The following is a 12363-nucleotide window of genomic DNA, read 5'->3' on the forward strand; positions in this document are numbered from 1 at the left end:
AACTCCACAAAAACCTCATAAATAATTGCTTTGCAAACACGCTATGAATATATATTCCACTCCTCTGTCAATTCGTAATTTGTACTACGTCCTCCTGATTTTTCTTGTTTTAGGATGCCCTTTTCAATCAAGTCTTTTATATCTCGCAGAGCTGTATCTGCTGAACATTTAGCAATTTTGGCCCATTTAGAAGATTTCAATTTGCCATCAAAGCCATCAAAAAGTTTATTTAGCATCAGCCTTTGCCTGCTATTTAAATTTGTTGCTTTGTGTCTATCCCAAAAGTCTGATTTTTTCAGGACACGTTTCAATGTTCCTTCAGTATTTTCTAATGCCCTATACAAACAATTTAAAAACCATTCTATCCAATCTGTAATATCGCCAGTGCTATGCTGAACTTTTTGCAATATCTCATAGTAATTATTTTTCTCTGTTAGGATTTGATTTGACAAACTATAGAATCTTTGTGAACTTTCCTCCGAACGAGCAAGCAACATATCAGAAATGGCTCTGGCAATTCGTCCATTACCATCATCAAAAGGATGTATAATAATAAACCAAAAATGCGCAATTGCCGCTTTCAAAACTCCATCAATGTCTGATTCTGTATTAAACCAATTTAAAAACGCATTCATTTCCTTTTCAACAACATTTGCAGGAGGAGCTTGAAAATGAATCTTTTCTTTTCCCATTGGCCCTGACCCGACTTGCATCTCTCCATCTCGATAAGAGCCGGTATCAATTCTATGAATTCCACTCCACCCCGTAGGAAAAAGGGATGCATGCCATCCAAAAACCCGCTTATGGTCAAGAGTCTTATCGTATCTTTGAGTTGCATCAAGCATCATTTCAACAACACCCTCAACATGTTTATCCACATGAACAATACCCGCATTGTCAAATCCGAGTTTTTTGGCTATTGAAGAGCGCACCTGTTCCTTGTTTAAAAACTCACCTTCTATCTCTGAAGACTTCAAAACATCAAGTGTCAATGTTGATAAAATTGTTTCCTCCTTTAATGAAAATCCGAGGGCACTCATTTGTCCGAAAATCTTTCCCTGCAAATGACGAACTTTTCCTAAAGTCCCAACAATTTTCTTGTCATTCCATGTGAATGCAGGCCAATTATCATATTCATAGATGTATTTTGCCATCAACCTTTATATTTTTGCGGTAAATATAGGAATTATTCTCCGCAAAAATAATGAGAATACTCCCTTTTTTTTCCGCACAGCTCTTTCCAGGCATTAATTAGTGCCTGCCATAAAATAAGCGTTTTTCACGTGTTTGAACTATAAAGTTCAAATTCAGGGCGTGTGAAAAATCTAAACCGCAGAATACTAATGAATTTGAGGATTTAGATTTTGAGCAACAACGCAGAAGTTGGACTTTATGGACAAACACTAATTACAACTCCTCATTAAAAAAGTATCCTTCTTTGCCTTTAAAACCTGTTTAACAGACCATTTTACCCAAAGAAAAGATAACCCAGAAAGATAGCAGCAATAATTCCTGCAAAATCAGCTATAAGACCACAGGCCACTGCATGCCGGGTTTTTCGGATGCCTACTGATCCAAAATATACGGCAATCACATAAAACGTGGTATCTGTGGCACCCTGGACGGTGCTTGCGATACGGCCTACGAAGGAATCTGCCCCGTGAAGATTCATGGCATCCACCATCATGCCACGGGCTCCACTGCCGCTTAAAGGCTTCATCAATGCCGTAGGCAAAGCACCAACAAAATCGGTGTTCAGACCAACTGCATTTATGGCCCAGGCAATCCCGTCAATCAATACTTCCATGGCTCCTGCTGCTCTGAAAACACCAATTCCCACTAAAATAGCAATAAGGTAAGGGATAATTTTCACGGCAATAAAAAAGCCGTCCTTAGCCCCTTCGATAAACGATTCATAAACATTCACCTTCCTGATGACTGCCATGACAATGAAGGTAACAATGATAGAAAACAGGATAATATTGGCGGTCAGAAGAGAAACGATCCTGATTTGTTCACGATCCAGCAACGATAATCCGTAAATAACGGCTCCGATAAACAGGCTCAGTCCGCCAAGATATCCTAACACCACCCGGTTGAAAAGGTTAATTTTTTGCGCTACTGCCACTGCTATAAGCCCGACAATAGTGCTGAAAAAGGTAGCCAGCAAAATGGGCAGAAAAATATCGGCCGGATTGGCAGCTCCCATTTCTGCCCGGTAAACCATTATAGAAACAGGAATAATGGTAAGCCCGGAGGTATTAAGCACCAGAAACATTATTTGAGCATTGGATGCAGTATCCTTCTTATCATTGGCGGTCTGAAGCTCTTTCATAGCTTTGAGACCCATGGGAGTTGCAGCATTATCGAGTCCCAGCATATTGGCTGCAATATTCATCATCATTGAGCCATAAGCAGGATGATCAGGAGGAAGGGTAGGAAAAATTCGCCGAAAGAACGGTCCGATAACTCTGGACATAGCCTGCACCATGCCTCCCTTCTCTCCAATACGCATCAATCCCAACCACAATGTCAACACTCCGGTGAGTCCCAAAGAAATCTCAAACCCTGTTTTGGCATAATCAAAAGTTGCATTCATCAGATTTGAAAACACTTCCAGATCCTGAAAGAAAATCAACTTTATCAATGCAACTACAAATGCAATCAGAAAAAAAGCAATCCAGATATAGTTCAAGACCATAAAACAAACTATTTAATGCCGGAGAGACCTAAGCTACTGCAACAATTCTCCCGTTGACCGGTATCAGAAATTATTTTTTATAGGCATCATGAGGAGCGCCAAATTCCTTACAGGCAATATTGTCCACATCAATCTGCCATATTTTTACATTCTTAACAGCAGGATCACTGTATTCGAAATGCTTATCGCTGTATTGTTTCATAATATAATCCAGTGCCAGGCGCTTAGCACCCATCTCCTCCACAAATGTCACCTTACCCTCGGCCACCACACTTTTGGCTTTCATTCTATAGCTACAGGCCACTTTGGGATGTTGAAAAGCCAAATCCTGTCCCACATTGAACGTCAGACAAATGTGATTATTTTCCTCAAGGGCACGGACAATACGCCCTTCCGGAGCACTGTGTAAATAAAAGATCCCCTCATGATACCCAAAATTCATAGGCACACTGTAAGGCCTTCCATTTTCATCAACCACGGCGGCAAAACAAATATCGCACTGCGAAATTACTTCTTCAATAAATGCTGAATCGTTGTGGGTAAATGTTTTCATGAAATAATTCTTTATTTTGTCAATTGATATTGTTCTGAAATCAAACAACAGTTCTGCCCCCCAGTGCTTTAGAAATATAAACAAAAGCCTGTTGCAGATTATTCAGCTCCTGAAGCAACTCCATAAATTTCGTCTCATCTTTTTCTTCTTCCGCTTTTTTCAGCAGATGTCGCTTCTCATCCAACAGAACTTTCACTTTTTTCCACTTCAACTCCGTCACCACTTTGGGAACAAGCTCATCTAACAGGTCTTCTTCTGTAGAAACCACTCCCAGTTTATTGTGGATGCGACTTAAGGAATACTCCCTGGCTATCAGATCCGTGGCAAGACCACTGATACGACTGTCGGAACTGGAAACAAAAAACCGGGACGAAGAGAAGTTCTCCTTTTTATAGTTCTCTTCATACAACTCCATCATCTTATTGTAAAGCGGATTCACACTTTCCAGCTCATCCTGACGCAACTCTGTAACAATATACTCACCAACGGAAACGACCCTCTTACCATCTTCAAACTCAAACTCTCCCAGGATGGCCTCCCCGTATTTCAGCAAAACCCTTAAAACTTCGCGTTCCTCTGTTTCAAAAGGATTGGATGATGCGGCTGCCTGCTTCACCATTTGATCAGCAACCGGCGGCGATACATTTATTCCTTCATTTCCGGAAGGCCTGTTCTCATTATAATGCGTACGCCTGGAAGCATCCTCCTGACGTTTTTTGCGGAGTTTACCAATCTCCATGTAGAGCACTTGTTCCTCCACTTTCATGAGGCTGCTACAATCTTTCACATACTCGGTTCGGGTGATGGAATCAGGAATCACTGAAATGGTGCGTACAATGTCCTGCACCAGTCGCGCTCGGGCAATTGGATCATCTTTGGCCTCTTCGAGCAACAGACCTGTCTTAAACCGGATAAAATCAGTTTCGTGCTTGTGAATATATTCACGGAGGGCTTCTCCTCCAAGTTTTTTTGCATATGAATCAGGATCTTCACCATCGGGTAACAACAAAACCTTCACATTCAACCCCTCCTCCAAAACCAGATCTATTCCTCTGAGGGAGGCCTTAATTCCGGCGGCATCCCCATCAAAAATAATGGTAAGATTTTTTGAAAACCGGGCAATCAGCCGAATCTGGTCGATAGTAAGAGCTGTTCCCGAACTTGCCACGACATTACTGATCCCTGCCTGATGAAACGACAATACATCGGTATAGCCCTCCACCAAAATACAGCGGTCCTGTCGGGCGATCTCCTGACGGGCCTGATACATCCCGTAGAGCACCTTACTTTTGTGATAGATTTCTGATTCAGGAGAATTCAAATACTTGGCTGTTTTAGCATCTGTACGCAGTACGCGGCCTCCAAAACCAATTACTTTACCGGCCAGACTGTGAATCGGAAAAATCACCCTGCCCCGAAACCGGTCAGCCTTGTAATCATCACGAACAATCGTAAGTCCTGTTTTTTCCAGAAAATCGAGTTTGTAACCCTGTCTTAACGCTTCTTTCGTAAAGGCATCCTTTGATTCAGGCGAATAGCCCAATTGAAACTTCTGAATAATATCGTCGCGGAAATTTCGTTCTCTAAAATACCCAAGCCCCACAGATTTCCCTTCGTCTGATTTATGGAGCCTGTCCATAAAATAACCGGATGCAAAACCGGTAACCACCAGCATACTCTCTCGGTCATTCTGATGTGCCATCTCTTCAGGAGTAAGCTCCTTTTCCTCAATGTGAATGTGAAACTTCTTTCCGAGAATTTTGATGGCTTCGATAAAGGAAATCTGCTCATGATCCATCAGAAAGTTCACGGCATTTCCTCCCTTTCCACATCCGAAGCACTTATATATTCCTTTGTGTGGAGAAACGATAAATGAAGGTGTTTTCTCATTATGAAAAGGGCACAGTCCAATGTAATTTATTCCGCGTCTTTTGAGGTTGACAAACTCAGAGACCACCTCCGTAATCTGGCCCTGAGCCGTTTCCATTACCTTATCTATAGTACCCTTATCAATCATACTTCGCCTGGTTCATTATCGACTTTCAAAGATAAAAAATTTTTATCCATTCTGGTTGTGCCTTATCTTTATCATCAAAAAGAGTAATGAAGAAACTGGTGGTTCTTTCAGGATCGGGCATCAGTGCCGAAAGTGCCATACAAACATTCCTTGACATGGGCGGTTTGTGGGAGCAATACAACATTACCGAAGTCGCTTCTCCACAGGCCTGGGAAAACAACAGAAAGTTGGTTCTTGATTTCTACAATCAACGCAGAAAACAGCTTTTCGAATGCATACCAAATTCAGGTCATCTTACTCTTGCGGAACTTGAAAAAAACTTTGATGTCAGCATTATTACCCAAAATGTGGATGATCTTCATGAAAGAGCGGGCAGCAAACATGTTTTACACCTGCACGGTGAGCTAAAAAAGGTTCGCAGCACCCTCGATCCGAACCTTATTTATGAAATGGATCACTGGGAATTGAAAGAAGGAGATGTTTGTGAAAAAGGATCCCAACTAAGACCCCACATTGTCTGGTTCGGGGAGCCCGTGGAGGCCATCACCAAGGCTTCTGAGATTGCTGCCACGGCAGATATATTTCTGGTAATTGGCACCTCGCTATCGGTCTATCCCGCTGCAGGGCTTGTGGATTTTGTTCCAGAAAAGACGCCGATTTTCATCATTGATCCGGGTTCTCCGGCCTATAATTCATCATCAAAGATCAAAGTAATAAAAGAGAAAGCCACCAAAGGAATGGAAATTCTGAAAGAACAGTTAATATCTCTGGCCTAAGAAATTTTCAGATCTGAGTTCGCTCCGGAGGGAGGGATCGTCATCAGCTCTTTGTTTTTTGGCAAAATTTTTTCCAGGAGCTGTGATGAAATGGCTGCTCCAATTCTTATTTGTCCACGAATTCCTGCAAGCAATCGGCCGATCGACTCTGCCGCTTTACCCTGCAAAGAAAGCCGGGCGACAGTTTTTTTAACGGCCTGCAAAAAAACAACCATTATTTCTTCAAAGCTTCGGCCCCGGAAGTAATCTCGATAAGTTCGTTGGTAATAGCCGTCTGACGGGCCTTGTTATAAGATAATTGCAACTCTTTTATTAAATCGGTAGCATTGTCGGTCGCCTTGTGCATGGATGTCATGCGAGCACCGTGCTCCGAAGCAATAGAGTCCAGAACAACCTGATAAAACAAGGAACGCAGGGTTTTAGGCATTAAGTCATTGACGATCGTCTGCCGGTCGGGCTCCAGAATGTATTTGGAAATGGGTTTGTCGCGGTTCACCTCAGGAATGGCAATAGGCAGAAACTGCTGAATCTGAACCTGCTGCACTGCAGCATTGATAAACTCATTATACACAACAATGGACTTCTTCAGAATTCCTAAATCATATTCATCCAGCAACTCTTCGGCCAACATTGAAATCTTTTTGAATGAAGGATCAACCAATTGACCTTCCTCCCTGATGTGCGGAATAATATTCCTGGAGCGCAACATTTTCCAGGCCTGTTTTCCCAGCACCCTTATTTCCACATTTCCGTTCTGATAATCTTCACGAAGATCTGATTTTAACAGCTGCTGCACCGCTTTTACCACATTGCTGTTAAAAGCACCGCACAATCCCCTGTTGGATGCAATCACCCACAACACCACTTTATCTCCTTTGCCGGGCATGGTATAGTTTATTTTCACATCCTCATGGGCCGAAACCATGTCATTAATAATCCCCAGAAGATGCGAGGTGTATGGTCTGATGTGATCCACATCATCCTGTGCCTTCTTGAGACGTGCGGCAGAAACCATTTTCATGGCGCTGGTAACCTGCCGGGTAGTTTTAATGGCCCCGATACGCGTGCGTATGTCTTTTAAATTTGCCATTTATAAATTATTCTTCCTTATCTTCACTAAAATGAGCTGCCACATCAAGAGCTACTTTCTCAAGTTTCTGAGTAATCTCTTCATCCAGATTTCCTTTGAGAATCCCCTTCAAAACCTCATTGTGCCTCACTTCCAGAGTTTCAATAAACTCACGCTCAAATTCTTTTACCTTATTCATGGGCACATCTTTCAACAACCCTTTGGTCCCGCAGTAGATAACGGCTACCTGCTGCTCCACTTTAACCGGTTTGTACTGAGCTTGCTTGAGTAACTCCACGTTTTTTCGCCCTTTGTCCAAAACAGCCATGGTAGCAGGATCCAAATCGGAACCAAATTTTGAAAAAGCTTCCAGTTCCCGATACTGGGCCTGATCGAGTTTCAACGTACCTGCTACTTTTTTCATTGGTTTAATCTGAGCATTTCCTCCAACTCTGGAGACAGAAATTCCCACATTAATTGCCGGACGTACTCCGGCATTAAACAGATTGTTTTCCAGGAATATCTGCCCATCTGTAATAGAAATTACGTTTGTCGGTATATAAGCAGACACATCTCCTGCCTGGGTTTCAATAATTGGCAAAGCAGTAAGAGTTCCGCCTCCTTTTACCAGGTGCTTTATTGACTCGGGGATGTCATTCATCCGGGCTGCAACTTTATCCGACTCGATAATTTTGGCAGCACGCTCCAGCAACCTTGAATGCAAATAGAAAATATCTCCGGGAAAGGCTTCACGTCCGGGTGGACGACGCAGCAATAGCGAAACTTCCCGATACGACACAGACTGCTTCGACAAATCATCGAAAATAATTAAGGAATGCCGTCCGGTATCACGGAAAAATTCACCGATGGCAGTTCCTGCAAAAGGTGCGTAAAACTGCATAGCTGCAGGATCAGAGGCAGAAGCAGAAACCACAATGGTATAATCCATGGCTCCGTGTTTCTGCAGAGTATTCACTATCTGAGCGACTGTAGAACCCTTTTGTCCAATGGCCACATAAATACAATAAACCGGATTGCCGGCTTCAAAAAATGGTTTCTGATTAATGATTGTATCAATAGCAATCGCTGTTTTCCCGGTTTGGCGGTCGCCAATAATCAATTCCCGCTGTCCACGCCCAATAGGAGTCATGGCATCGATGGCTTTCAGTCCTGTTTGCAATGGTTCTTTCACCGGTTGACGGTAAATTACCTGAGGGGCCTTTCGTTCAATGGGCATTTCAAACAAGTCGCCTCCCAGAGATCCTTTCCCGTCAATGGGCTCACCAAGAGTGTTTAGCACCCTCCCCACCATACTATCACCAACTTTTATGGAAGCAATACGCCCGGTACGCCGCACCACATCCCCTTCACTTACAAGATGTGAATCCCCAAAAAGAACGACCCCCACACTGTCGGCTTCAAGATTCAACACAACCCCCATGCAATTATCGAACTCTACCAATTCATTCGACTGGGCATTGGATAAACCATATACCCGGGCAATCCCGTCACCCACCTGCAACACCGTGCCTACTTCCTCAAGTTCTTTGGCAGATTGAAATCCTTCAATTTCTTTTTTTAATAGTTCGGATACTTCCGAAGGGCGAATCTGTTCCATACCGGATATTTTTTAACTCACTATTTTCTTTTTCAACATTTTTATCTGATGAGCAATGCTATTGTCAACAATCTTATCATCAACCAGCATGATCATTCCTCCGATAATTTCAGGTTTGACCTTAACCACCATTTCTATCGGGCCATTGAACTCCCTCTCAAGAAAACTTTGCAGTTCTTTCAAATAATCTTTTTCAAAAGCAACAGCGGTAATAATTTTAACACTACGAATGCCTTTGTGCTTCTTATAAAGTTCTCTGAAAAACCTAAGCATATCAGGCAGTAAAGACTCCCTGTTTTTATCCACAACCATCTCCACAAAACGCATAACCAAAGGATGCAGTTCCTTTGACAACACATTTCTCAGGGTTTCCTTTTTTCGGGATGCCTTAATGACAGGATTGTTCAAAAACGCGCAAAAATCCCTAACATTAAGACACTGCTCCTGCAATATCGCAACATCCTCATTAAACCGGTCAAGATCATCATTCTCTTTTCCAAGTTCAAAAAGTGCCGTTGCATATCTTACTGTTATGGGGCCTCTGTTCATTTTTTCTTAATTAAAATTCATCTCGTTGAGATAAGCATTAATAACCTTCTTATGCTTTTCCTCTCCTGATAGCTCTTCCTTCAATATTTTCTCTGCGATCTCCACAGAGAGATTGCCGATGGTTTCCCTGATTTCAAGCATTGCATCTTTTCGTTGCATCTCAATATCACGGCGTGCTTTTTCAAGCATCCGGCGAACCTCTTCCCTGGCTTCATTCCGGGCCTCCTCCATTATTTCATTCTTCATCTGACGAGCTTCCTTCAAAATCATATCCCTCTCTTTTCGAGCTTCATCAATAACCTTTTTTCGTTGATGCTCCATCTGTTCTGCCTCTTCCTTTGCCTTTTTGGCATCTTCAAGAGCAAAATAGATGGTCTCCTCACGAACCTTTAGTGCACGCAAAATAGAGGGCCATGCATATTTGCGCAAAATGACCAGAAGAATTATAAATGTCAGAGATGTCCAGAATATCAATCCGGGACTGGGGGTCAATAGTTCCATAAATAGATCTTTGGATTAAACCCTGATTAAAAAAAACATTTAGTCAACCAGCCAGGCTACTACAATAGCGAAAAGAGATACACCTTCAATAAGTGCGGCTGCAACAATCATTGCGGTCTGAATCTTAGAACTCATTTCAGGCTGACGACTCATTGACTCAATGGCCGACTGACCGATTTTCCCGATTCCAAGGGCAGCTCCTAAAACGATGACTCCCAATCCTAATGCGGTAAAAGAAATAGCTTCCATATTCTTAATTTTTATATGTTAATGTTCTGATTTAGTCGTACTCAATCCGATAAACAAAGCAGTAAGCAAAGTGAAAATATAGGCCTGAAGCACTGCCACCAGTAATTCAAGCATAAACATCACTAAAGATAACAAAATGGATACCGGTGCAATATAAATGGATTTGATAATAAATATAATAGATATCAGACTCAATATAATAATGTGTCCGGCAGTAATGTTGGCAAACAGACGAATCATCAAGGCAAAGGGTTTGGTGAAAATACCGATAAATTCGAGCGGCACCAGCAATAATTTAATGGGAATGGGCATTCCCGGAGCCAGAAAGATATGCTTCCAGTAATCCTTAACAGCAAAAACATTAATCGCCAGAAAAGAAAAAACGGCCAGTGTTGCGGTGAAGCTGATGTTGCCTGACAAGTTACTGCCTCCCGGGAAAAAGGGGACAATACCAATCATATTGTTAATCCAGATGAAAAAGAACATTGTGAGTAAAAACGGAACAAACTTATCTGCTTTATCCTTTGCAATCTGACTACGGGCAATGTCATCCCGGACAAACAGAATTAGTGGTTCTAAAACCGCCCTGAATCCACGCGCCGGGGCAATTCCGTGTCGGGCATAAGCCTTCCCGGCTGAAAGAAACATCAACAGCAAAAGCGCCATTGATAATATCATACTTGCAACATTTTTAGTGATAGAAAAATCAAGGGGTGAAGCATTCTGGATGTTACCCTCTGTATCCGTTTCCAAAACTCCGTCATGTCCGGTAATGTAAAATTTTTCATCATGCAAAACCACATAATCATTTCCCATCTGTTGTGCTTCCTGCTCATGATAGAAATGTCCTGAAGAAAAAAACCATAAGGAGTTGTTGTGCCACAAAATAACAGGAAGAGGGACATTGATATGAACCTCGTGACCACGACTGTTGGTATAATCCACCACATGCCACTGATGAGCATCGCTGATGTGGTCCATGATCAGACCAAAAGCATCCACCGGTTCTTCCGGTGACTTAGTCTCTTCTGAGGCCTGAGCCATAAAACTGCTCAACAAAAGAAAAAATATCAGTACAATTTTCTTCAAGACTTAATACATTTTGAGAAAAAAAGATATAATGAAGTTTCACATACAACGAGTATGACAAACAGCATTCTCAAAGTTATTCCGGCCAACCGGAAAATTTTCCTATCAATATACGAAGCGAACCGGCCGGAAGTTTCAAACAAAAAATATTCGTTCACCTTCAGATGGTTATACCAAATTTAAGAAATTCTTATTAAGTAAGGTGATGAATGCTGAACGAAAAATCAGAAAGTTCTTTTCATTTTCGCCAAAAAAGCCATTTAATCTTCCATTTTGTATCCATTGCCAGAAGTATTAAATAGGCAACAATTAAAGGAATTACAAATGCTTCGATGTGCTGGTGATCTTTATCAAAGAATAGAATAATCAGTAAGGGAATGGCGAGCATTTTCAGAAAGGAAATGCCCACATAGAAAAAACCGGTTGAATTAAACCAGTGTTTACGAACCTCATTCAGGATATAAGTCCCCACCGGGAATGAGGCCACAATAGCCAAAGCCAGGTAAACCCATGTTCTTGGCACATGATCGGCCTCAATAAAAACAATAAGGCCTGCTGCTCCTTTTATCAGCAGGCCATAAAAAATCTCTTTAAAAATTATTGCTTTATAGAGAATGGCTCCCATAGAATTTATTTTTTAACCTCTTTGGGAGGCCCCTGAACAGCCCCACCTGAAGTTGCCTGGTTACCCATATTACAAGTTCCGGAGAAAATAGCACCCGGCTCAATATTCAGTTTCCCGGTTTTTATATCTCCATTAACCTTGGAACTGGCTTTAAGTGAAAGTAATTCACTAACAGTTATTTTACCATTTAGTGAACCTGCCACTTCAGCATTGCTACAAAAAACCTCACCTTTAATCAAGCCGTTGGATCCAATTACAACCTTGCCTTTGGAATTAATATTGCCCTCAATGTTTCCATCAATGCGGATATCACCATTGGTTTCAATGTCTCCGGTTATCTTCGTTCCCTGACCAATGATGTTTGGTAATTTATTTTCGGGCTCAAAACTCTTTGCCATGATCTTCTATATTAATTATTAATAATTGGTTTATTCGTTCATCTCAATGCCCGGAATTCCGGAACTTTAATTTTTCAGATCAGCACCTGCCAACCCAAAAAGCATTCTAGCTGGCACAAGACATAAAATCCTTATACACAACAGGTTAGCGTAGAGATCAGACTTTTGCTTATCTGGCTGTCGGGAGTTGTCAATTTTGAGGAATCATGCCCACTATT

13 protein-coding genes are annotated in these 12363 nt (G+C 41.8%); 1 reads left to right on the forward strand and 12 read right to left on the reverse strand.

The annotated features are described in order from the left end of the window. Positions 1 to 41: 41 nt before the first annotated feature. The 4 genes from W7W_RS0102045 to dnaG all read right to left on the reverse strand — a co-directional run bounded on the left by W7W_RS0102045 (position 42) and on the right by dnaG (position 5271). Complete coding sequence (locus tag W7W_RS0102045) at positions 42 to 1154, reverse strand: Fic family protein (RefSeq protein ID WP_010662199.1); 1113 nt, start codon at positions 1152 to 1154, stop codon at positions 42 to 44. A 314-nt stretch (positions 1155 to 1468) separates the two neighbouring features. Then, positions 1469 to 2701: a nucleoside recognition domain-containing protein gene (locus W7W_RS0102055; RefSeq protein ID WP_010662200.1), complete on the reverse strand. Its 1233-nt coding sequence runs from the start codon at positions 2699 to 2701 to the stop codon at positions 1469 to 1471. 70 nt (positions 2702 to 2771) lie between these two features. Next, positions 2772 to 3254 (reverse strand): pyridoxamine 5'-phosphate oxidase family protein, encoded by a 483-nt coding sequence (locus W7W_RS0102060; RefSeq protein WP_025006679.1) that lies wholly within the window; start codon positions 3252 to 3254, stop codon positions 2772 to 2774. A gap of 40 nt (positions 3255 to 3294) precedes the next feature. Beyond that, on the reverse strand, positions 3295 to 5271 hold the full coding sequence (dnaG, locus tag W7W_RS0102065) for a DNA primase (RefSeq protein WP_010662202.1): 1977 nt from the start codon (positions 5269 to 5271) through the stop codon (positions 3295 to 3297). Positions 5272 to 5357: 86 nt separating this feature from the next. Here dnaG and W7W_RS0102070 point away from each other — a divergent pair, with 86 nt between their 5' ends. Further along, complete coding sequence (locus W7W_RS0102070; protein WP_010662203.1) at positions 5358 to 6047, forward strand: Sir2 family NAD-dependent protein deacetylase; 690 nt, start codon at positions 5358 to 5360, stop codon at positions 6045 to 6047. 214 nt (positions 6048 to 6261) lie between these two features. Here W7W_RS0102070 and atpG read toward each other — a convergent pair whose 3' ends face one another. The 8 genes from atpG to W7W_RS0102120 all read right to left on the reverse strand — a co-directional run bounded on the left by atpG (position 6262) and on the right by W7W_RS0102120 (position 12145). Further along, positions 6262 to 7137: an ATP synthase F1 subunit gamma gene (atpG, locus tag W7W_RS0102080; RefSeq protein ID WP_010662205.1), complete on the reverse strand. Its 876-nt coding sequence runs from the start codon at positions 7135 to 7137 to the stop codon at positions 6262 to 6264. A 7-nt stretch (positions 7138 to 7144) separates the two neighbouring features. Further along, complete coding sequence (atpA, locus tag W7W_RS0102085; RefSeq protein WP_010662206.1) at positions 7145 to 8734, reverse strand: F0F1 ATP synthase subunit alpha; 1590 nt, start codon at positions 8732 to 8734, stop codon at positions 7145 to 7147. 12 nt (positions 8735 to 8746) lie between these two features. Then, positions 8747 to 9283 carry an ATP synthase F1 subunit delta gene (atpH, locus tag W7W_RS0102090; protein WP_010662207.1) on the reverse strand — a complete coding sequence of 179 codons (537 nt, stop codon included), beginning with the start codon at positions 9281 to 9283 and terminating at the stop codon, positions 8747 to 8749. 6 nt (positions 9284 to 9289) lie between these two features. Next, positions 9290 to 9784 (reverse strand): F0F1 ATP synthase subunit B, encoded by a 495-nt coding sequence (atpF, locus tag W7W_RS0102095; protein WP_010662208.1) that lies wholly within the window; start codon positions 9782 to 9784, stop codon positions 9290 to 9292. A 39-nt stretch (positions 9785 to 9823) separates the two neighbouring features. Then, a complete protein-coding gene (atpE, locus tag W7W_RS0102100) occupies positions 9824 to 10033 on the reverse strand; it encodes an ATP synthase F0 subunit C (protein WP_010662209.1) in 210 nt (69 codons plus the stop codon). A gap of 18 nt (positions 10034 to 10051) precedes the next feature. Next, on the reverse strand, positions 10052 to 11122 hold the full coding sequence (atpB, locus tag W7W_RS0102105) for a F0F1 ATP synthase subunit A (RefSeq protein WP_010662210.1): 1071 nt from the start codon (positions 11120 to 11122) through the stop codon (positions 10052 to 10054). A 238-nt stretch (positions 11123 to 11360) separates the two neighbouring features. After that, the gene (locus tag W7W_RS0102115) at positions 11361 to 11747 is read right to left on the reverse strand and encodes a hypothetical protein (protein ID WP_010662211.1); all 387 of its coding nucleotides are present in this window, start codon (positions 11745 to 11747) and stop codon (positions 11361 to 11363) included. Between the two features lie 5 nt (positions 11748 to 11752). After that, positions 11753 to 12145, reverse strand: a complete 393-nt coding sequence (locus W7W_RS0102120) for a bactofilin family protein (RefSeq protein ID WP_010662212.1) — start codon at positions 12143 to 12145, stop codon at positions 11753 to 11755. Positions 12146 to 12363: the final 218 nt, after the last annotated feature.

This window comes from Marinilabilia salmonicolor JCM 21150, from assembly GCF_000259075.1.
GTDB lineage: Bacteria > Bacteroidota > Bacteroidia > Bacteroidales > Marinilabiliaceae > Marinilabilia > Marinilabilia salmonicolor.

What these genes read in the sequence shown, in the direction of transcription:
- W7W_RS0102045 (WP_010662199.1), bottom strand. Translation starts at nt 1,154, where the DNA reads ATGGCAAAATACATCTATGAATATGATAATTGGCCTGCATTCACATGG.
- W7W_RS0102055 (WP_010662200.1), bottom strand. Translation starts at nt 2,701, where the DNA reads ATGGTCTTGAACTATATCTGGATTGCTTTTTTTCTGATTGCATTTGTA.
- W7W_RS0102060 (WP_025006679.1), bottom strand. Translation starts at nt 3,254, where the DNA reads ATGAAAACATTTACCCACAACGATTCAGCATTTATTGAAGAAGTAATT.
- dnaG (WP_010662202.1), bottom strand. Translation starts at nt 5,271, where the DNA reads ATGATTGATAAGGGTACTATAGATAAGGTAATGGAAACGGCTCAGGGC.
- W7W_RS0102070 (WP_010662203.1), top strand. Translation starts at nt 5,358, where the DNA reads ATGAAGAAACTGGTGGTTCTTTCAGGATCGGGCATCAGTGCCGAAAGT.
- atpG (WP_010662205.1), bottom strand. Translation starts at nt 7,137, where the DNA reads ATGGCAAATTTAAAAGACATACGCACGCGTATCGGGGCCATTAAAACT.
- atpA (WP_010662206.1), bottom strand. Translation starts at nt 8,734, where the DNA reads ATGGAACAGATTCGCCCTTCGGAAGTATCCGAACTATTAAAAAAAGAA.
- atpH (WP_010662207.1), bottom strand. Translation starts at nt 9,283, where the DNA reads ATGAACAGAGGCCCCATAACAGTAAGATATGCAACGGCACTTTTTGAA.
- atpF (WP_010662208.1), bottom strand. Translation starts at nt 9,784, where the DNA reads ATGGAACTATTGACCCCCAGTCCCGGATTGATATTCTGGACATCTCTG.
- atpE (WP_010662209.1), bottom strand. Translation starts at nt 10,033, where the DNA reads ATGGAAGCTATTTCTTTTACCGCATTAGGATTGGGAGTCATCGTTTTA.
- W7W_RS0102115 (WP_010662211.1), bottom strand. Translation starts at nt 11,747, where the DNA reads ATGGGAGCCATTCTCTATAAAGCAATAATTTTTAAAGAGATTTTTTAT.
- W7W_RS0102120 (WP_010662212.1), bottom strand. Translation starts at nt 12,145, where the DNA reads ATGGCAAAGAGTTTTGAGCCCGAAAATAAATTACCAAACATCATTGGT.